The sequence below is a fragment of the Mycobacterium sp. genome (assembly GCF_002863225.1).
Classification (GTDB): Bacteria; Actinomycetota; Actinomycetes; order Mycobacteriales; family Mycobacteriaceae; genus Mycobacterium.
The window spans coordinates 16423-34855 of record NZ_PKEK01000047.1 but is presented as its reverse complement, the minus strand read 5'-3'; the positions used below and the strand labels follow the sequence as shown (position 1 = coordinate 34855).

Sequence of the window (18433 nt, the reverse complement as noted above, 5' to 3'; positions counted from 1 at the left end):
CAGCCACCACATCAACCCCGACCAAAACTACTGGCCCAACCAAAACAAAAACCCCGGCCAACGGCCGGGGAATCTGTAACCCATGACGCGACTCATCTGTCACCTATGACTCGACTCATCACAATGGCGGTGGCGGAGGGATTTGAACCCTCGGACGGGGGTTACCCGTCACACGCTTTCGAGGCGTGCTCCTTAGGCCGCTCGGACACGCCACCGCCGGAGAGCTTACCCAACGGCTGCTCAGCTATCCCAATCGCTGGCTCGCGACGGCGGCCGAGCGCACGTCGTCCCTCAGCGACCGGGTTCGGCGCACCCCCGACCCGGCTCTGGCGCACGGAGCAAGGTCCGTGCACCGGCGTTACGAAATCGCTTGTAAGACAAAGGCCTGCGCGTTGCAGCGCGTCACGGGTAACGTATGCACCCTGACGCGGGAAGTCCCAGCTTCCCAATCCGAGAGGAATGCCGTGGCGCAATCTGAGCTGAGCAGCCTCATCGGCCTGCGGGACAGCGGCGGCGACCGGCTGCTCCTCATCCGCCAAACCCGGCCCAACGGCATGCGGAGCTACATTCTGCGGGTCGGCACGGGCCGCGTGCTCATGACTGCCGGCGACCTGGACCGGCTGAGCAGCGTCATTCAGTCCGAGCTGGACTCGCGAAGCGGTGTCCGGCTCCTCGCCCAGGCGATCGGATTGCTGATCATCTGCGCGCTGGCGTGGCTCCTGACCGCCACCGCCACCGGGCCGTTGTTCGCCTACCCCTGGTCGAACTGACGCCGGCGGGCGAAGAAGGTTTCGAGTAGCTCGGCGCACTCGTCGGCCAGCACGCCGCCGCGGACGTCGGGCCGGTGATTGAGCCGGCGATCGCGCACCACATCCCACAGCGACCCGACCGCACCGGTCTTGGGTTCCCACGCTCCGAACACCACCCGCCCGACCCGCGCCATGACCAGCGCGCCTGCGCACATCGTGCAGGGCTCGAGGGTGACCGCCAGCGTCGCGCCTTCCAGCCGCCACCCGTCACCCAGCGTCCGGGCGGCTTCGCGAATGGCCAGGATCTCGGCGTGCGCGGTCGGATCGCCCAGCTGCTCCCGGGCGTTGACGGCCCGGGCCAGCTCAGTGCCATCGGCCGCGAGGACCACGGCGCCGACCGGGACATCCCGGGGATCGGCCGTCGCGGCCACCGTCAGCGCCGCGCGGATCAGGTCGTCGTCGGAACGCACCGCGCAGAGCTCACCGCTCGGGCCCACGGCGACCCGCTGCGCCCGGCTTTGCCGCGCTTGCAATCACCGATTGAGCTTGTCGATCACCGACGACAGCTCGTCCGCAAAGCCCATTTCGCGTGCAATCCGGCCCAGCTGTTCGTCGGCGTACAGATCGGTTTCGTCCAAGATCACGCTGAGCACCGCCTCCGGCAACCCGATATCGGACAGCAACCCGAGATCGCCTTCCGCGAACGGGTCGGCGTCTTCAAGATCATCCGCTTCGATGTCGGCGTCCAGGTTGTCCAGCACTTCTTCGGCGATGTCGTAATCCAGCGCGGCGGTCGCGTCCGAGAGCAGCAGTCGGGTTCCCGACGGCGCGGGCCGCACGATCACGAAAAAGTCGTCATCGACATCGAGCAGGCCGAAAACCGCTCCGGCACTACGCAACTCGCGCAGCTCGGTTTCGGCCGCGGACAGACTGACCAAGACCTTGGGGCCCATCGCCGAGCACCGCCACTTGCCGTCTTCGCGCACCACAGCGACACCGAATCCGTCCGGCGTATCGGCCTGCGCAGACGCCCGCTGTGCTCCCATGAGCGCCTACGCTAGTCGCGCACAAGCCCATTGACCAGCACTGACCAGCACACCCGCAGCAAATCAGTGTCGCGTCCGCAGCGGAATATGCCAACCTTGACAGGTGGCTCCTCCCCTCTCCAAGACACCGGTGTGCGTGTTGGGCCTGGGACTGATCGGCGGTTCGCTGCTGCGCGCGGCCACCGAGGGCGGCCGCGAAGCCTTTGGCTACAACCGGTCGGTCGACGGGGCCCAGGCCGCCCGTTTCGACGGCTTCGACGCCAGCACCGATCTGCCCGCGGTACTCCACCGGGCCGCCGACGTCGGAGCACTGATCGTGCTGGCAGTGCCGATGCCGGCGTTGCCGATCCTGCTCGGCCACATCCGCCGGTCGGCCCCGGAGTGCCCGCTCACCGATGTGACCAGCGTCAAGGGCGCGGTGCTCGACGAGGTCACGACCGCGGGCCTGCAGGCCCGGTTCGTCGGTGGCCACCCGATGACCGGCACCGCGCACTCGGGCTGGACGGCCGGCCACGCCCGGTTGTTCGTCGGCGCTCCGTGGGTGATCAGCGTGGACGACCACGTCGATCCGGCGGTCTGGTCGACGGTGCTGCAGTTGGCCCTGGATTGCGGATCGGTGGTGGTGCCGGCCAGGTCCGACGAGCACGACGCCGCCGCGGCGGCCATCTCGCATCTGCCGCACCTGCTCGCCGAGGCCCTGGCGGTCACCGCCGGGGAGGTGCCCCTGGCGTTCGCGCTGGCCGCCGGCTCTTTCCGGGACGGCACCCGGGTCGCCGGCAGCGCACCGGACCTGGTTCGGGCGATGTGCGAGGCGAACGCCGGCCAGCTGCTGCCGCGGGTGGACCGGGCCATCGAACTACTCAGTGAAGCGCGGAATTCGCTGGCGCACAACGACTCCGTGGCCGATCTTGTCGAGAGCGGGCATGCCGCCCGAGCGCGCTACGACAGCTTCTCGCGGCCGGAAATCGTGGGCGTTTTCGTCGGTGCCGAGAACTGGCGCGCCGAGCTGGCAGCCGCGGGACGGGCCGGCGGGGTGATCAGATCCGCTCTGCCAAGTCTGGATAGTCCACGATGAACCCGTCGTCGTCGATGACCAGGGTGGTGTCTGCGACCGGCGATTTCACTTTCACACCGTCGGCGAGGTTGCTGTAGCTGATCACCGCGGCGGCGACGCTCATCTCCGGCAGCCGGACGTAGACCGTGGGCACCGTGACCGAGTCGGTGTGTGCGTGCAGACCGAGTCGGCGGATCGGCAGCGTGTTGAAGAACGGGCTGTACACCACGTCGACGTCGACTGCGCCGTCGTAGGCGGCTCGTGAGTCGCCCCGGTGGTCGGTGACCAGCCAGACGTTCTCGTCGTCGCGGGCGACCACGAGTTGCCGTTCCCGCTCGGCCAACGTCACGGTCATGCCGAGTCGCTTGGTGGCGCCGGTCTCATCGGTCAGCAGGTCGTAGTAGGCGGCGAAGGCCGGGTTGGTCGCGGTCTCCGCGGCGACGATGCGGCCGTTGGCTTTGATTCGCTTGCCCGACAACTGCACCCGAACCGACTCCATCCGCCGGTGATCCTGCGAACGCCAGGTCAGGATCTTCGACCACGCGGTGCTTGTCGGGTCTGACGCGGCTGGGCTCACGCGTCTACGTTAGGCGACGCATCATCAGATATCGACGGCCGGTGGTGTGGCCGTCGGCGCAGTCGGCCCGTTCCGGGCACCGACGCCCACACCGCGAATGCCAGCGCGCCGTCGAGGATGAGCGCCAGTGCGGCGACCATCAGCGCGCCGACCAGTGCGATGTGAAACTGGCGCACCTTGATGCCGTCGATCAAATACCGGCCCAGCCCGCCGAGGCTGGCATAGGCGGCCACCGTCGCGGTGGCGACGATCTGCAGCGTCGCGGTTCGCAGCCCTCCCACGATCAGCGGCAGCGCATTGGGCACCTCCACTCGAAGCAGCACCCGCAACTCGCTCATCCCCATCGACCGCGCGGCGTCGACGACCGTGCGGTCGACCGCCGCGATCCCGGCGTAGGTGCCGGCCAGCAGCGGCGGAATGCCGAGCAGCATCAGCGCCACGATCGGCGGAATCAGGCCCAGGCCCCACAGCAGCACGGCCAGCAGCAGCACACCGAGAGTCGGCAATGCGCGCAATGCGTTGACCAGGCTGACCACCACCAGGGTGCCGCGCCGGGTGTGCCCGACGGCCAACCCGATCGGGACGGCGACCAGCGCCGAAACCGCGACCGCCGCCGCGGTGTACTCCAGGTGCTCGAGCGTGCGGGCCGCCAGCCCGACCGGGCCGGACCAGTTTTCTGCGGTGCACAGGTACGACAGCGCCTGACCGAGGAAGTTCACCGCGACCCCCCGACCACCGGAGCGGTCAGCAACCGCCGGCCCGGGCGCGACACCCGATCCCATGGCGTGGCCAGCCGGCCGGCCAGCATCAGCGCGACGTCGATCACCACAGCGAGCAGGAAAATCGTGACGATGCCGGCCACGATCTGGCCGCTCTTGTCCGCCTGAAACCCCTCGGTGAACCAGGTGCCCAGCCCGCCGATACCGATCACCGCACCCACCGACACCATCGAGATGTTGGTCACCACGACGACCCGCAGACCCGCGACCAGAACCGGAATCGACAGTGGCAGTTCAACTTTGAGAAGCTGCGTGACGGGGCGGTAGCCGATCGCCCGGGCGGCGTCCCGGACCTGCGGCGGCACCGCGTCCAGCGCCTCGAACACCGCACGTACCAGCAGCGCGGAGGTGTAGAGCGTCAGGGCGACGAGGACGTTGGCCTCGTCCAGGATCCGGGTCGGTATGACCAGCGGCAGGACCACGAACAGCGCCAACGACGGAATGGTGAACACCGTGCTGGCGACCACCGTGGTGAACTTGCGCAGTGCCCGATGCCGCCAGGCCAGCACACCCCAGGGCAATGCCAGCACCAGGCCGGCCAGCACCGGAACAAGCGCCAGCCGCAGGTGGATCACGGTCAGCGTCCACGCCATGGGCAGATGGTGCAGCAGATAGTGCACGGTCAAGGCCGCCGGTGAGCGTCCAACGCGGCCAACACATCTGCAGCGTGCACGCCGCCGATGACCTTGCCGGAGTCGTCGACGGCGACGCCCATCGCCGCCGGCGACGACAGGGCGGCGTCCAGCGCGTGGCTCAAGTTGGCGCCCGGACGAAACACCGCGCCGACCGACGTCACGCTATGGATCAGAGGTGCGCCGCCGCGGTGTTTGCGCAGACCGTCGCCGTCGATCCAGCCCAGTGGTGCGCCGTCGGATTCGACGACCAACGCCCAGCCGTCGCGGAGCCACTCCTCGCCGACTTTCGCCGGCTCGGCGATCGTGGAGATGTCATGGATCGGTAGGTCTGTCGCATTCAGGAATTGCAGCCAACGGTAGCCGCGGCCGGCGCCGATCATCTTGGCGACGAAGTCGTTTGCCGGTCGTGACAGCAGCTTCGCCGGCTCGTCGTACTGCTGCAGCACGCCGCCGCGGGCGAAGATCGCGACGCGGTCGGCAAGGCGGATGGCTTCGTCGATGTCGTGCGTGACGAAGACGATGGTCTTACGCAATTCGGCTTGTAGGCGCAGGATTTCGCGCTGCAACTCGTGCCGCACGATCGGGTCGACGGCCGAGAACGGTTCGTCCATCAACAGGATCGGCGGGTCCGCGGCCAACGCCCGCGCCACGCCGACGCGCTGCTGCTCTCCGCCGGACAGTTGCGCGGGATAGCGCTCGGCCAGTTTGGCGTCCAGACCCACCCGCTCCAACACGGCGTAGGCGGCCTTGCGGGCGGCCCGGCGCGTCTGGCCCTTGAGCACTGGGACGGTGGCGACGTTGTCGATCACCCGCTGGTGTGGCATCAGGCCCGCGCCCTGGATCACGTAGCCGATGCCGAGCCGCAACCGCACCGGGTCGACGCCCGCGACGTCGGCGCCGTCGACCACGACGCGGCCCGACGAGGGGTCGGCCATCCGGTTGATCATCCGCATCGACGTCGTTTTCCCGCAGCCCGACGGTCCGACGAAGACCGTCAACGTCCCGGGTGGCACGTCCAGGTTCAACCGTTCGACGGCGACGGTGCCGTCCGGGTAGGCCTTATGGACGTCGTGGAAGCTGATCACCGGTCAACTACCGATCGGATGGTCGAAGTGGTTGTCACGCAACCAATTGCGGGCGGCCTGATCGGGATCGACTCCGTCGTTGCCGGACACCGATGCGTTGAGTTGGGCCATCTCCACGCTGGTGAGCTTCGCCGACACCGCATTCAGGATTTTCGTGAGCCGATCGGACTTTTTCTGAGAATTCACCAGCGGGGTGATGTTTCCGGCCAGGAAGTTGTGCTTCGGATCGGCCAGCACGGCGAGGTCACCCGTCAGGATCGCCGGCGAGGTGCTGAAGATGTTGGCCGCGTTGACCTTTCCATCGGAAAGAGTGCGGACCGTCACCGCGCCGCCGTCGTCGCTGATAGCGACGAAGTTCTGCGGCGCAATGTCGAGGCCGTAGCGCTGTCGCAGTCCTTTGAGGCCTGACGGCCGGACTTGAAAGTCCGACGGTGCGGCGAACTTCACCTCACCCGAATGGGGGCTGAGGTCGGCGATCGATGTCAGTTTCCATTTGGCGGCGGTGGCCGCGGTGACGGTGACGGTGTCGGTGTCACACGCCGGCGACGGCGTCAGGAGCGACAGGTCCGGCGGCAGCCGTTTGGCCAGCTCACGTTCGACATCGTCGAGCACTGTGGCGGTGGCGTCCGGCTGCAGATACAGCAGCAGGTTGCCGACGTACTCGGGCACCAGGTCGATCGAATGATCTTTCAGCGCAGGGACATAGGTTTCGCGACTGCCGATTCCCATCTGGCGGTCCACGTTGAACCCGTTGGCCTGCAAGGCTTGTGCGTAGATCTCGGCGACGATCTTGGACTCCGGAAACCCGGCCGATCCGACCACGATCGTATTCGGGTCACTCGAGGCCCCGCCGAATGGATTCGCGCTTCCACAGCCCGTCGCGACAAGCAGCACAGTGGTCAACCACGCCGCGGCGCGGTGCCGACGGAGCAGGCACATAGCAACCGACATTAGCGTTGCACGCCTTTCCCGGTCGATCGGTTCACATCACGGCCGAAACGGGTAAAGATGACACCATGAGCAGCGATCCGTCCGTGGCGCCAGAAGAGCCGCCCGTCCTTCCCTCGCAGGTCCCCCCTCGGGCGCCGGCACCCGAGTCGGCCGTGAAGTTCACCCGGACCGCCGGTCTGTGGTCGTTCCTGGCGGTCGGCTTTCTGATTCTGATTGTTTTGCTGATATTCATCACGCAAAACACGACATCAGGCGAGTTCGCCTTTCTCGGCTGGCACTGGAGTCTTCCGCTGGGAGTCGCCATCCTGCTGGCGGCGGTCAGCGGTGGCTTGATCACGTTCCTCGCCGGAACCGCGCGGATCTACCAACTGCGCCGGGCTGCGAAGAAGAACCTGGTCGCCGGCCTCTAGCCGGCAGCCGGAGGGTCAGTTTTTCTTCAGGGCGGCGAGCCCGGTCGCGATCAGCGGCGCCACCGTTTCTCCGACCCGGTCGGAAGCGTCGACGTCATCGTTGCCGCCGGACATCCGGCGACGGAAGTCGATACCGGCCGCGATGATGGCCAGCTTGAAATAGGCCAGCCCCATGTAGAAGTTCCAGTGCGCCAGCGCGCTGCCGGAAATGTCGGCGTACTTGGCAGCCAGCTCGTCGGCGACCGGCAACTGCGGCGACGTCCACGCGGCTTGCGCATTGATGATCAGGTCCAGTGACGGGTCGCGGTACACGCACATCAGCGCCGCGTCGCTGAGCGGATCGCCCAGCGTCGACAGCTCCCAGTCGACGACAGCGCGAACTCTCGACGGGTCGTCGGCGTCCAGGATGGTGTTGTCGATCCGGTAGTCGCCGTGCACGATCGACGTCCGGCTCTGCTGCGGCACCGCGTCCTGCAACGCCGCGTGCAGCGCCGCCACGTCGGCGTCGCGGGGGTCGTCGGGCAGATGCACGTGCTCCCACTGCGAGCCCCAGCGCCGGACCTGGCGTTCCAGATACCCGCTGGGTTTACCGAAGTCGGCGAGCCCGACGGCGGCCGGATCGACGGCGTGCAAGTCGGCCAGCACCTTGACCAAACCGTCGACGCAGGCGTCGATGACCCGCTGATCGCCCATCGCCTCCAGCTCGGCCCGGCTGCGAACCACTTGTCCCGCAACGAATTCGACCATCTGAAACGGTGCTCCGAGCACAGAGTCGTCGTTGCACAATGTCACCGCCCGGGCCACCGGCACATCGGTGTCGGCCAGACCGGCCACCACGGTGTACTCCCTTGCCATGTCGTGCGCCGAGGGAGTCAGCCCATGCAGCGGCGGGCGGCGCAGCACCCATTTCGACGCGTCGTCGGCCACCAGAAAGGTCAGGTTCGACCGGCCGCCGGAGATCAGTTGTGCCGTCAATTCTCCGTCGCGAGCGACGCCGGCCGAACGTAGATGCCGGTCCAGCGCGGAGAGGTCCAGGCCGTCGAGAGTCACGGGTTAGTTGTACCCCCGTTGATTTCGCGCCGGTTGCGCGGCAGCAGATCCCACACGTGCTCGGTGCCGTTGACCGAAACCACGCTGGCCTGACCGGACCGCGAGAACAGCAGCCTGGTCACCGCGACGTAGTCGATCGGAAACGACAGGATTCGGCTGGTGCCCAGGATCTCGTGCAGCACTACGTTGATCACCCCGCCGTGGCTGGACACGACCACGGTGTCGTGGTGTTCGGCGGTGGCGACGACGTTGTCGACGGCGGCACGCACCCGCGCCCGGAACGCATCCTCGTCGACCGTGCTGGGCAGCTGACCTCGCGCCATCCGCGCCCACTCCTGCGGATTCTCCGCCCGGATCTGCTCGATCGGGATGTAGACCGGCAACTCCCGGTCGTACTCGGCGAAGCGGTCGTCGATCTCGATCGACAGGCCGCGGGCGGCGGCGACCGGTTCCACGGTTTGCACGGCGCGACGTTGCGGACTGCTGATCACCCGGGTGATCGGGAACCTGGCGAGCGCCGCCGGCAGACGCCCGACCTGCTCACGTCCCTCGTCGGAGAGGTCGGGATCGGCGCCTTCGCCAGGTTCGCTGCGGAGCGGCAACGCGTGCCGGACCAGTAACAACTGCATCCGCACAGCCTCGCACGCAGCCGAAAGCCCACATCACGGCGGCGGTGGATATTGCCGACGAGGAACTGGTCACGAGTTGCGGACCGACGGGCACTTCCCCCGGACCCGGATTGGCCGGTCTGAGGGCATTTCCGTTGAGTACGGAGAATGCTATTCTCCGTACGGAGATTGGGGTGTGCGGATGTTGGACGACGAAGTCCTCGGACGTTGGCTGGACAAGAACGGCGCTCCCGGTGACGGCGAGAGGCCGCGGCTCGAGATACTTTCCGGCGGCTCGCAGAACACGCTGTACCTGATCCATCGCGGCGATCAGCGGATGGTGCTGCGGATGCCCGGCGAGCGGGCCGACGCCGCCCGCATCGACGGGTTGCTGCGCGAGATCCGGCTGGTGCGGGCGCTGCGCGGAACCGACGTGCCGCATGCCGAGTTGATCGCCGACGACGACGGTGAACTGTTCGGCAAGCCGTTCTACGTGATGCAGGCGATCGACGGCTGGAGTCCGATGGACGGCGGCTGGGAGGCTCCGTTCGACGACGACCTGGAGGCGCGGCGCGGCCTGGCGTTCGAGTTGGTCGAGGGAGCGGCGAGGCTGGGCCGGGTCGACTGGAAAGCCCAGGGGCTGGGCGGTTTCGGCCGGCCGGACGGATTCCACGAGCGGCAGGTCGACCGCTGGCTGGCATTCCTCGACAGCTACAAGGTCCGCGAGTTGCCGGGTCTCGACGAGGCCGCGGACTGGCTGAACCGCAACCGTCCCGCGCACTACAAGCCGGGCATCATGCACGGCGACTACCAGTTCGCCAATGTCATGTTCGCCCACGGCGGCCCGGCCCGGCTGGCGGCGATCGTGGACTGGGAGATGACGACGGTCGGTGATCCGCTGCTGGATCTGGCGTGGTGTCTGCTCGGCTACGACGGCGAAAACCCCAAGCAGGACGGGTTTTATCTCGACATGACCGGGATGCCCACTCGCAGCGAATTGCTCGAGCACTACGAGAAGGTCAGCGGGCTGTCGACCGACGCCATCGACTACTACCTGGTGCTGGCCAACTGGAAGCTCGGCATCGTGCTGGAAAAGACCTACGCTGCGGGGGTGCGCAGCGGCAAGGTCGACCCGAAGATCCAAGACGCGTTCGGGGCGATGGTGCCGCAGCTGATCACCACCGCGGCGGGGTTGGCTGCTTCTTTGCCGGCGGTGAAGCGCTGAGATGAGTTACGCCGAACAGCTTTTCGAACTGACCGGCCAGACGATTCTGATCACCGGCGGCAGCCGCGGACTCGGCAAAGAGATGGCGTTCGGCGTCGCCCGCTGCGGGGCCGACGTGGTGATCGCCAGCCGGAAGCTGGAGAACTGCGTCGCGGTCGCCGAGCAGATCGAGAGCGAGACCGGTCGCGCGGCGATGCCGTACCAGGTGCACGTCGGCCGCTGGGACGAACTCGACGGCCTCGTCGACGCGGTCTACGAGCGGTTCGGCAAGGTCGACACGTTGATCAACAACGCCGGCATGTCGCCGGTCTACGACAAGCTGACCGACGTTTCCGAGAAGTTGTTCGACGCCGTGGTGAACCTGAATCTCAAGGGCCCGTTCCGGTTGTCCGCGTTGGTCGGCGAGCGAATGGTGGCGGCCGGACGCGGGTCGATCATCAACGTCAGCACCGCGGGCTCGCTGCGCCCGACGCCCGACATCATTCCCTACGCGTCGTCGAAGGCCGGGCTCAACGCTATGACCGAGGGTTTCGCCCGCGAACTCGGGCCGAAGGTGCGGGTCAACACGCTGATGGCCGGCCCCTTCCTCACCGACGTCAGCAAGTCGTGGAACATCGAGGCGGCCGAACGCAATCCATTCGCCGGCCTCTCGCTACAGCGCGCCGGTGATCCGGCCGAAATCGTGGGCGCTGCACTGTTTTTGGCATCTGATGCGTCCAGCTTCACCACCGGCTCCATTCTGCGGGCCGACGGTGGGATTCCCTGAGTAGGCGATCGCAAGCGCGGCGGAGCCGAGTGCAGCGGGCCGTCTCGAATCAAATCAGTAGGAGGCACTATGGCGTGGGATTTTTCCACCGAACCTGAATTCGCGAAGAAGCTCGACTGGATCCGCGAGTTCGTCCGCGACGAGGTCGAGCCGCTCGAGGTGCTGTTCCCGGGCTGCGAGTTCCTGCCGCTGACCGACGAGCGCCGCAAGATCGTCGACCCGCTCAAACAGCAGGTCCGCGATCAAGGACTGTGGGCTCCGCACCTCGGCCCGGAACTCGGCGGGCAGGGTTTCGGCGCCGTCAAGTTGACGCTGATCAACGAGATCCTCGGGCGCAGCCCCTGGGCACCGATCGTGTTCGGCACGCAGGCGCCCGACACCGGCAACGCCGAGATCATCGCCCGCTTCGGCACCCAGGAGCAGAAGGACCGCTACCTGTCGCGCCTGCTGTCCGGTGAGATCTTCTCGTGTTTCTCGATGACCGAACCACAGGGTGGCGCCGACCCCCGCGTCTTCACCACCCGCGCCGTCCGGGACGGCGACGACTGGGTGATAACTGGACGAAAGTACTTCTCCAGCAATGCTTCTGTCGCCTCTTTCTTCATCGTCGTCGCGATCACCAATCCGGACGTGGCGGTGCATCACGGCGCGTCGACATTCCTGATTCCGGCGGACACCCCCGGCCTGAAGGTCGAAGCCAACCACCATCTGGTCGGCGCCGACCCGCACGAGCCGGGCCATTCGCTGGTGCACTACGACGACGTGCGGGTGCCGTCGAGCGCGTTGCTCGGCGAGCCCGGCCAGGGCTTCCTGATCCTGCAGACCCGGCTGGCCGGCGGCCGGCTGCACCATGCCATGCGGTCGATCGGTATGGCACAACGCACCGTCGAGATGATGGCCCGCCGGGCCAAGAGCCGCTTCACCCAGGGCACGGTGCTGGCCGACAAGCAGCTGGTACAGGAGTTCGTCGCCGACTCCTACACCGAGCTGACACCGTTCCGGTTGACTGTGCTGCACGCGGCTTGGCTGATCGACAGCGGTGACGAGCACGGGGCCCGCGCCGAGATCGCAACCTGCAAGATCCTGGCCTCGAAGGTGCTCAAATCGATTGCGCTGCGCGCGATTCAGGTGCACGGCGCCCTCGGACTGACAGATCAGCTGCCGTTGGTCAACGTCCTGCTGGGTGGTATCGCGCTGGGCTTGGCCGACGGGCCCACCGAAGCCCACAAGGTGAACCTGGCCAGGATGCTACTCAAGGGCGTCGAGGCCGAGAGCGCGGAATGGCCGAGCGAGATGCTCGACGTCCGCCGCGAGGCCGTCAGGGCGAAATACGGTGCCGCTCTTGTCGAGTAGTCCATCCGCCGGCACCCGCGTCACCGCGGCGGTCGAGCGTGCGCTCGACGACCGCCAGCGTGAGGCGACCGAAGAGGTTGAACGGATCCTGGCCGCCGCCGTCCGGGTGATGGAGCGGGTGGCGCCGGAGGCCCCGCGGGTCAGCGACATCGTCGCCGAAGCGGGCTCGTCGAACAAGGCGTTCTACCGCTACTTCGCCGGCAAGGACGACGTGATCCTCGCCGTGATGGAACGCGGTGTCGCGATCGTCGTCTCCTATCTGCAGCACCAGATGAGCAAGCAGCGCACGCCGACCGGACAGGTACGGCGCTGGATCGAAGGCGCCCTCGCGCAGGTCGCCGACCCGCACCTGATCAGCATGAGTCGTGCTGCGGCCGGCCAGATGTCGGCCACCGCCGACTGGCGGGCCGCCGACGACGCGGTCCTGCGGCCGATGCGGGAGCTGCTGACTGAGCCGATCGTCGCACTGGGCAGCAAGGATGCTCGGCGGGACGCCGACGCGGTGTTCCACTGTACGGTGTCGGCGATGCGTCGCTACCTGGATTCCGCCCAGCGGCCCCGGCCGGCCGACGTCGATCATCTGGTGCGGTTCTGTCTACGCGGGTTGGGAGCAAGTTGATGCGCGCTGTGGTCTGCCGGTCCTACGGCACACCGGAGGATCTCGTCGTCGACGAGGTGGCCGACCTGGTGCCGGGCCCCGGCCACGTGGTGGTCCGGGTGCACGCGGCGGCGGTCAACTTTCCCGACGTGCTGCTGATCGCCGGCAAGTACCAGATCAAGATTCCGGCGCCGTTCACCCCGGGCAGCGAGCTGGCCGGTGAAGTGGTCGCGGTCGGCGACGGCGTCTCGTTGCGTCCCGGTCAGCGGGTGTCGGCCACGACCTTCGTCGGGGCGTTTGCCGAGCAGGCGCTGCTGCCGGCGGAGGCGTTGACCGAGATACCCGACTCCGCCGATTTCGCGTCGGCTGCGGCCTTCGGTGTCACCTACCGAACGGCCTATCACGCGCTACGCTCGGTCGCCGCAGTGCGACAAGGAGATTGGGTGGTGGTCCTCGGCGCCGCCGGCGGCGTGGGTCTGGCCGCGGTGGATCTCGCGGTCGCCATGAAGGCGCGGGTGCTGGCCGCGGCATCGAGCCCGGCGAAACTGGAGCTGTGTCGCCGGCGCGGTGCCGAGGCGACGGTCGACTACGACACCGAAGACCTGAAGAGCCGCATCCGTGAGCTCACCGGCGACGCCGCCCGGGCGGTACTCGACCCGGTTGGCGGCGGCTACGCGGAGCCGGCGCTGCGGGCGCTGGCCCGCGGTGGGACCTTCGTCACGCTCGGCTACGCCGCGGGTGCGATCCCGTCCATCCCGCTGAACCTGGTCTTGCTCAAGGGAATCACGGTCCAGGGCATGGAGATTCGCACTTTCATGAGCGACCGGCCGGACGACTCCGCCCGCGACATGCGGGAGTTGACGGAGATGTTCGCCACCGGCGTGGTCCGGCCCTACATCGGGGCGAGGTTTCCGTTGGCCGACACCGCGGCGGCGTTACGGCTGGTCGCCGATCGTCAGGCGATCGGCAAGGTGGTCATCGACGTCACGGCGTGACGGACGCCGCGAGACAGCGTCCACGGCAGTGGACTCAGACCCAAGACGACCCTCGCTGCTGTCTGACGGGTGAAAACGCGGTCACGGCGTGACGATGTCGAACGACGGGTTGGGCCGGTCGAGCACGCCGAAGAACTGCTGCAGGGCCGACTGGTTCCCGGACAGCTCGAAACCCGGCGACGCAAAGTCGCCCAGCCCCAGCAGCGTCAGCAGTCGAAAAGCGTTGTCCAGCCGCACAGTCGCGTCCGCGGATCCAGGATCGGCCCGTACCTGCCGGTGCACCAGCACGCCGTTACGCAGTGTGAGCCGGTAGTTCGTGTCGCGATCGCTGAGCGCGACATCGATGGCGAGATCGAGGTCCCACGCCCGCGGCCCGTTGACGCTGATCGCCAGGCCGTCGAGGATCTGCTCCGGTGTCAGCGCAGCCAGCAGTGACGGCGACGACGTCTGCGCCGCGGTGCCGAAGTTGCCGTCGCGTAATTCGGCCGCCCCGGACAGGAAGAAGTTGCGCCAGGTCGCGTTCTCGGCGCCGAAGGCCAACTGCTCGAAGGTGTCCACCAGCAGAGCGCGGGCACCGGCATGATCGCTGTCGGTGAATACCGCGTGGTCGAGAAGTGTTGCTGCCCAGCGTAAATCGCCGTCATCGAAGGCCTGCTGGGCGAGTTCGACCACCCGGTCGACACCGCCGATCGCGTCGACGTAACGGGCGCTGAGCGCCTCGGGTGGGTGCGGCCACAACCGGGCCGGGTTGCCGTCGAACCAACCCATGTAGCGCTGGTAGACGGCCTTGACGTTGTGGCTGACCGACCCGTAGTAGCCGTGGGTGTGCCAGGCCTGCTCCAGAGCGGGTGGCATCCGCAGATTCTCGGCGATCTCGGCGCCGGTGTGCCCCTGGTTGAGCAGCCGCAGGGTCTGGTCGTGCAGGTAGGCGTACAGATCGCGTTGCAGCGAAAGGAAATTCACGATTCGCTGATGTCCCCAGGTCGGCCAGTGGTGCGAGGCGAACACCACGTCGGTACGGTCGGCGAAGGCGTCGATGGCCTCGGTGAGATACCCGGCCCAGGCGTGCGGGTCGCGAACCAGCGCGCCGCGCAACGTCAGCAGGTTGTGCAAGTTGTGGGTGGCGTTCTCAGCCATGCACAGCGCGCGGAATTGCGGGAAATAGAAATGCATTTCGGCCGGCGCCTCGGTACCGGGCGCCAGCTGGAACTCGATCTGCACCCCGTCGATGGTGTGCACTTCACCGGTGCTGCGAATGTCGACGGTGGGCACGATCAGCGCCACTTCACCGGTCGACGGAGCCTGCCCCAGACCGCAGCCGACCTGACCGCGGGGACCACGCTCCAGCTTGCTGCCGTACATGTAGGTGGCCCGCCGGGCCATCGCCGTACCGGCGTAGACGTTCTCCTGCACGACGTGCTCGGCGAATCCCTCGGGGGCCAGCACCGCGACCTTGCCGGCATCGACGTCGGCCTGCGAGGTCACGCCGAGCACGCCGCCGAAATGATCGACGTGGCTGTGGGTGTAGATCACCGCGACGACGGGCCGGTCGCCACGATGGGTGCGGTACAACTGCAGCGCCGCGGCCGCCACCTCGGTACAGACCAGCGGGTCGATCACGATCAGACCGGTGTCGCCCTCGACAAAGCTGATGTTCGACAGATCCAGGCCGCGGATCTGGTAAATCCCCGGAACCACTTCGTAGAGGCCCTGTTTGGCGGTCAGCTTGGATTGGCGCCACAGGCTGGGATGCACCGACGCGGGGGCATCGCCGGCGACGAATGCGTACGCGTCGTTGTCCCACACCACGCGCCCGTCGGCGGCCCTGACGACGCAGGGTGTCAGCGCGCCGACGAAGCCCCGATCGGCATCGTCGAAATCATCGGTGTCGTCAACAGATCGAGTATCCAGCGGGTCCACCGCGTCATCATGGCAGCCGCAAGCGCCTAGGCAACCGCGGTTTGCTGATACAGAACGAGGCGCCAGGTGTCTTCGACGCGCCGGTACACCGATGACATCGCCGCGACGAACGGCTCGTCCTCCCCTTTCCGGTACGCCGTGCCGAGGTAAACCAGCACCGCGACGTCGCCCGCGTCGATCACCCTCTGGTCGCTGAGCTGATAGGTCCGCCATGGCGGCGCCTGGCGCAGCGCTTGGGCCACCGTATGGCGGTCCATCACCGAACCGTCGGCCAACACCATGACCGCTTCGTCGGTCATCAACCGCGGATAGAAGGTGGCGGCGGTGCCGTCGCAGAGGGCACGCCAGCCGTCGTTCTCGATCGCCAGGATCTCTTCGAGCAAAGACATGGCGGCGGATTACCCGGGCGTCTGAACTGCCAATCGGCAAATTCCGGGTAGAGCGGTCTCATGCCCTCCCAACAGGCAGCTCAAATTTTGCCGAATTCACTATCCGTGGTTTCAGCAAAGTTGCATACTGCCGAAACGGCACGTCATTGCCGACGCGCCGCACACATCAACAAAGGAGAACCGGGTGAAGCGTTCAGTAACGGTCGCGGCCGCTGCGACGGCGATCGTCGTCGTCGGCCTGTCTGGCTGTTCTAGCGACAAGAAGTCGTCGGGAAGTTCGAGTGGCTCGTCGAGCGCGAGCAGCGGTGCCACCGCCTCGAGCGGATCGTCGACCGCAAAGGTGTCCATCGACGGCAAGGATCAGAACGTCGAGGGCACCGTTGCCTGCACCACCGCCGCCGGCAGCATCAACATCGCCATCGGTGGCGCTTCAACCGGCATCGGCGCCGTTCTCACCGACGCCGCTCCGCCGTCGGTGAAGTCGGTCGGACTGGGCAACGTCAACGGAGTGACACTCGGTTACACGCCCGGCACCGGCCAGGGCAACGCCAGCGCGACCAAGGACGGCAGCAAGTACAAGATCAGCGGAACCGCAACCGGGGTGGACATGGCCAACCCGATGCAGCCGGTGAACAAGAAGTTCGAGATCGACGTCACCTGCCCTTAGGCCTCGTCGAGCGGACCACGCCGCACGGCAGCGACGACCCGGCGTCGCCGCCGCTCGGCGGAATCCGCACAAGGACTGATTCGACTGCGCGCCTTGCGCTTTCAGGAATCGGCTGAGAGCGGCAGTCGGACCGTGAAATCGGTGCGACCCGGCGCGCTCTCGAGTGTGATCGTGCCGTGGTGTGCCTTGACCACCGCCGTGACGATCGCCAGCCCCAGCCCGGTGCTGCCCCCTTTGCGCGACCGCGACGTATCGCCGCGGGCGAAGCGCTCGAACACCTCCGACTGCAACTCCTCCGGAATGCCCGGGCCGTTGTCGCAGACGCTCAGCACGGCGTGCGTGCCGTCAGACCCCAGCCGGGCGGTGACGACGGTTCCCGCAGCGGTGTGCACCCGGGCGTTGGCCAGCAGGTTGGTCATCACCTGATGCAGCCGGGCCGCGTCGCCGGACACCATCACCGGCTCCTCGGGAAGATCGAGCTCCCATTGATGATCCGGCCCGGCGACGTGCGCATCGCTGACCGCGTCGACCGCGACCCGCGACAAGTCCACCGGCTCGCGTTCCAGCGGCCGCCCCGAGTCCAGTCGGGCCAGCAACAGCAGATCTTCGACCAGATGCGTCATCCGCTCGGCCTCGGACTGCACCCGGCTCATCGCGTGCGTCACCGCGTCGTTGTCATCGCGGACCCGCTGCGCCAGTTCGGTGTAACCGCGGATCGCCGCCAGCGGTGTCCGTAATTCGTGGCTGGCGTCGGCGACGAATTGCCGGACCCTCGTCTCGCTGGCCTGCCGTGCCGACAGCGCTGCGGCGACGTGGTCGAGCATCTGGTTGAGCGCCGACCCGAGTTGGCCGACTTCGGTGCGCGGGTTGGCATCTGACTCGAGCACCCGTACCGGCAACGTCACTTCGCCGCGGTCGAGTGGCAGGTCGACGACCTCACCGGCGGTTTGGGCTACGCGGCGCAGCGGCGCCAGCGCGCGACGGATGATCACGATGCCGGCCGTGGTGGCCGCCGCGACGGCGATCGCGGTGACGATGCCGAAGATCAGCAGCACGCGGAGCATGGTGGCGTCGACGTCGGACATCGACAAGCCGGTGATGACGACGTCGCCGCTGCGACGGGCGTGCGCGGCGACCAGGCGATACCGGCCCAAGCCGGCGATGTTCTCGGTTACCGCCGGCCGGTCGACCGCCAACGCGCCGAGCTCGGTCCGGGCGGCCTCGGTGACCGCCGCGCGCCCGCCGGCCGCCGTCAGGAAACCGGCCTCGATCGCCCCGCCCTGTCTGACCACAGCCCCGACCATGCCGACCGGTTGCGCGGGAGCGTCCAGGAAGATCGGTCCCGGCCCGGGTCGGGGAAACGGCCGGGGATGGCGCCGCCAGGGTGCGGTGGGCGGCTCCGCGAAGATCCGCACCGAACGCTGCGAGGCGTCGTGCAGCTGGGTGTCGAGTTGGGCCAGCAGGTACTTGTACAGCGCCAGCTCGGTCGCTGCCCCGATACCGATGCAGACCACGGCCAGGACGACGACCTGCCCGACCAGCAGCCGAAACCGAAGGGAGGGGCCCCCACCCATGG

22 protein-coding genes and 1 tRNA gene are annotated in these 18433 nt (G+C 67.5%); 9 read left to right on the top strand and 14 right to left on the bottom strand.

Features of this window, described 5'->3' with window-relative positions; translation table 11 throughout:
- Positions 1-124 precede the first annotated feature (124 nt).
- Positions 125-215 (bottom strand) — tRNA-Ser (locus CYU59_RS14345).
- Positions 216-464: 249 nt separating this feature from the next.
- Between CYU59_RS14345 and CYU59_RS14340 the strand changes: the two genes are divergently transcribed.
- Entirely contained in the window at positions 465-770 is a 306-nt protein-coding gene (locus CYU59_RS14340; RefSeq protein WP_292990615.1) for a hypothetical protein, read from the top strand.
- On the opposite strand, the gene CYU59_RS14335 is transcribed toward CYU59_RS14340, so the two are convergent.
- Together CYU59_RS14335 and CYU59_RS14330 are read right to left on the bottom strand one after the other, a co-directional pair.
- Complete coding sequence (locus CYU59_RS14335; protein ID WP_292990630.1) at positions 752-1219, bottom strand: nucleoside deaminase; 468 nt, start codon at positions 1217-1219, stop codon at positions 752-754. The genes CYU59_RS14340 and CYU59_RS14335 overlap by 19 nt on opposite strands.
- Before the next feature lie 63 nt (positions 1220-1282).
- Positions 1283-1795 carry a tRNA adenosine deaminase-associated protein gene (locus tag CYU59_RS14330; protein WP_292990612.1) on the bottom strand — a complete coding sequence of 171 codons (513 nt, stop codon included), beginning with the start codon at positions 1793-1795 and terminating at the stop codon, positions 1283-1285.
- Between the two features lie 130 nt (positions 1796-1925).
- Between CYU59_RS14330 and CYU59_RS14325 the strand changes: the two genes are divergently transcribed.
- The gene (locus CYU59_RS14325) at positions 1926-2870 is read left to right on the top strand and encodes a prephenate dehydrogenase (RefSeq protein WP_292990627.1); all 945 of its coding nucleotides are present in this window, start codon (positions 1926-1928) and stop codon (positions 2868-2870) included.
- On the opposite strand, the gene CYU59_RS14320 is transcribed toward CYU59_RS14325, so the two are convergent.
- The 5 genes from CYU59_RS14320 to CYU59_RS14300 form a co-directional block, all read right to left on the bottom strand.
- The gene (locus tag CYU59_RS14320; protein ID WP_292990625.1) at positions 2833-3348 is read right to left on the bottom strand and encodes a putative glycolipid-binding domain-containing protein; all 516 of its coding nucleotides are present in this window, start codon (positions 3346-3348) and stop codon (positions 2833-2835) included. The two genes, CYU59_RS14325 and CYU59_RS14320, sit on opposite strands and share 38 nt — an antisense overlap.
- Positions 3349-3422: 74 nt before the next feature.
- Positions 3423-4145, bottom strand: coding sequence for an ABC transporter permease (locus CYU59_RS14315; protein WP_292990610.1), 723 nt, complete (start codon positions 4143-4145; stop codon positions 3423-3425).
- The gene (locus CYU59_RS14310; RefSeq protein WP_292990608.1) at positions 4142-4825 is read right to left on the bottom strand and encodes an ABC transporter permease; all 684 of its coding nucleotides are present in this window, start codon (positions 4823-4825) and stop codon (positions 4142-4144) included. Before CYU59_RS14310 ends, CYU59_RS14315 begins: the two co-directional genes overlap by 4 nt.
- Before the next feature lie 2 nt (positions 4826-4827).
- A complete protein-coding gene (locus tag CYU59_RS14305; RefSeq protein ID WP_292990605.1) occupies positions 4828-5925 on the bottom strand; it encodes an ABC transporter ATP-binding protein in 1098 nt (365 codons plus the stop codon).
- A gap of 3 nt (positions 5926-5928) precedes the next feature.
- Positions 5929-6864 carry an ABC transporter substrate-binding protein gene (locus tag CYU59_RS14300; protein ID WP_292990602.1) on the bottom strand — a complete coding sequence of 312 codons (936 nt, stop codon included), beginning with the start codon at positions 6862-6864 and terminating at the stop codon, positions 5929-5931.
- Positions 6865-6941: 77 nt separating this feature from the next.
- Between CYU59_RS14300 and CYU59_RS14295 the strand changes: the two genes are divergently transcribed.
- The gene (locus CYU59_RS14295; protein WP_292990600.1) at positions 6942-7286 is read left to right on the top strand and encodes a lipopolysaccharide assembly protein LapA domain-containing protein; all 345 of its coding nucleotides are present in this window, start codon (positions 6942-6944) and stop codon (positions 7284-7286) included.
- Between the two features lie 15 nt (positions 7287-7301).
- Here CYU59_RS14295 and CYU59_RS14290 read toward each other — a convergent pair whose 3' ends face one another.
- Together CYU59_RS14290 and CYU59_RS14285 are read right to left on the bottom strand one after the other, a co-directional pair.
- The gene (locus tag CYU59_RS14290; RefSeq protein ID WP_292990598.1) at positions 7302-8336 is read right to left on the bottom strand and encodes a phosphotransferase family protein; all 1035 of its coding nucleotides are present in this window, start codon (positions 8334-8336) and stop codon (positions 7302-7304) included.
- Positions 8333-8965: a histidine phosphatase family protein gene (locus CYU59_RS14285; RefSeq protein ID WP_292990595.1), complete on the bottom strand. Its 633-nt coding sequence runs from the start codon at positions 8963-8965 to the stop codon at positions 8333-8335. Before CYU59_RS14285 ends, CYU59_RS14290 begins: the two co-directional genes overlap by 4 nt.
- A gap of 181 nt (positions 8966-9146) precedes the next feature.
- On the opposite strand from CYU59_RS14285, the gene CYU59_RS14280 reads away from it, so the two are divergent.
- The 5 genes from CYU59_RS14280 (at position 9147) to CYU59_RS14260 (ending at position 13881) form a co-directional block, all read left to right on the top strand.
- On the top strand, positions 9147-10169 hold the full coding sequence (locus tag CYU59_RS14280; RefSeq protein ID WP_292990592.1) for a phosphotransferase family protein: 1023 nt from the start codon (positions 9147-9149) through the stop codon (positions 10167-10169).
- 1 nt (position 10170) lies between these two features.
- Positions 10171-10935 (top strand): SDR family oxidoreductase, encoded by a 765-nt coding sequence (locus CYU59_RS14275; protein ID WP_292990590.1) that lies wholly within the window; start codon positions 10171-10173, stop codon positions 10933-10935.
- Between the two features lie 69 nt (positions 10936-11004).
- A complete protein-coding gene (locus CYU59_RS14270) occupies positions 11005-12288 on the top strand; it encodes an acyl-CoA dehydrogenase family protein (RefSeq protein ID WP_292990588.1) in 1284 nt (427 codons plus the stop codon).
- Positions 12278-12907 carry a TetR/AcrR family transcriptional regulator gene (locus CYU59_RS14265; RefSeq protein WP_292990585.1) on the top strand — a complete coding sequence of 210 codons (630 nt, stop codon included), beginning with the start codon at positions 12278-12280 and terminating at the stop codon, positions 12905-12907. The genes CYU59_RS14270 and CYU59_RS14265 overlap by 11 nt, the downstream gene beginning before the upstream one ends.
- Positions 12907-13881 (top strand): NADPH:quinone oxidoreductase family protein, encoded by a 975-nt coding sequence (locus CYU59_RS14260; protein WP_292990583.1) that lies wholly within the window; start codon positions 12907-12909, stop codon positions 13879-13881. The genes CYU59_RS14265 and CYU59_RS14260 overlap by 1 nt, the downstream gene beginning before the upstream one ends.
- An 81-nt stretch (positions 13882-13962) precedes the next feature.
- On the opposite strand, the gene CYU59_RS14255 is transcribed toward CYU59_RS14260, so the two are convergent.
- The 3 genes from CYU59_RS14255 to CYU59_RS14245 all read right to left on the bottom strand — a co-directional run bounded on the left by CYU59_RS14255 (position 13963) and on the right by CYU59_RS14245 (position 16538).
- Entirely contained in the window at positions 13963-15801 is a 1839-nt protein-coding gene (locus tag CYU59_RS14255) for an alkyl sulfatase dimerization domain-containing protein (protein WP_363114595.1), read from the bottom strand.
- A gap of 26 nt (positions 15802-15827) precedes the next feature.
- Positions 15828-16190, bottom strand: coding sequence for a nuclear transport factor 2 family protein (locus CYU59_RS14250; RefSeq protein WP_292990581.1), 363 nt, complete (start codon positions 16188-16190; stop codon positions 15828-15830).
- 111 nt (positions 16191-16301) lie between these two features.
- Positions 16302-16538, bottom strand: a complete 237-nt coding sequence (locus CYU59_RS14245; RefSeq protein WP_292990633.1) for a hypothetical protein — start codon at positions 16536-16538, stop codon at positions 16302-16304.
- Here CYU59_RS14245 and CYU59_RS14240 point away from each other — a divergent pair.
- Positions 16429-16857, top strand: coding sequence for a lipoprotein LpqH (locus tag CYU59_RS14240; RefSeq protein WP_292990622.1), 429 nt, complete (start codon positions 16429-16431; stop codon positions 16855-16857). The genes CYU59_RS14245 and CYU59_RS14240 overlap by 110 nt on opposite strands.
- Before the next feature lie 101 nt (positions 16858-16958).
- Here the strand turns inward: CYU59_RS14240 and CYU59_RS14235 are convergent, their stop codons facing one another.
- The gene (locus CYU59_RS14235; protein ID WP_292990579.1) at positions 16959-18431 is read right to left on the bottom strand and encodes a HAMP domain-containing sensor histidine kinase; all 1473 of its coding nucleotides are present in this window, start codon (positions 18429-18431) and stop codon (positions 16959-16961) included.
- Between the last annotated feature and the right edge of the window lie 2 nt (positions 18432-18433).

Excerpts from the sequence above, each read along its gene's own strand:
- CYU59_RS14330 (WP_292990612.1), bottom strand. The coding sequence starts at position 1,795 with ATGGGAGCACAGCGGGCGTCTGCGCAGGCCGATACGCCGGACGGATTC.
- CYU59_RS14320 (WP_292990625.1), bottom strand. The coding sequence starts at position 3,348 with ATGGAGTCGGTTCGGGTGCAGTTGTCGGGCAAGCGAATCAAAGCCAAC.
- CYU59_RS14300 (WP_292990602.1), bottom strand. The coding sequence starts at position 6,864 with ATGTGCCTGCTCCGTCGGCACCGCGCCGCGGCGTGGTTGACCACTGTG.
- CYU59_RS14295 (WP_292990600.1), top strand. The coding sequence starts at position 6,942 with ATGAGCAGCGATCCGTCCGTGGCGCCAGAAGAGCCGCCCGTCCTTCCC.
- CYU59_RS14285 (WP_292990595.1), bottom strand. The coding sequence starts at position 8,965 with ATGCAGTTGTTACTGGTCCGGCACGCGTTGCCGCTCCGCAGCGAACCT.
- CYU59_RS14280 (WP_292990592.1), top strand. The coding sequence starts at position 9,147 with ATGTTGGACGACGAAGTCCTCGGACGTTGGCTGGACAAGAACGGCGCT.
- CYU59_RS14275 (WP_292990590.1), top strand. The coding sequence starts at position 10,171 with ATGAGTTACGCCGAACAGCTTTTCGAACTGACCGGCCAGACGATTCTG.
- CYU59_RS14270 (WP_292990588.1), top strand. The coding sequence starts at position 11,005 with ATGGCGTGGGATTTTTCCACCGAACCTGAATTCGCGAAGAAGCTCGAC.
- CYU59_RS14260 (WP_292990583.1), top strand. The coding sequence starts at position 12,907 with ATGCGCGCTGTGGTCTGCCGGTCCTACGGCACACCGGAGGATCTCGTC.
- CYU59_RS14250 (WP_292990581.1), bottom strand. The coding sequence starts at position 16,190 with ATGTCTTTGCTCGAAGAGATCCTGGCGATCGAGAACGACGGCTGGCGT.
- CYU59_RS14245 (WP_292990633.1), bottom strand. The coding sequence starts at position 16,538 with ATGGACACCTTTGCGGTCGACGATCCGCTCGAGGCGGTGGCACCGCTG.
- CYU59_RS14235 (WP_292990579.1), bottom strand. The coding sequence starts at position 18,431 with ATGGGTGGGGGCCCCTCCCTTCGGTTTCGGCTGCTGGTCGGGCAGGTC.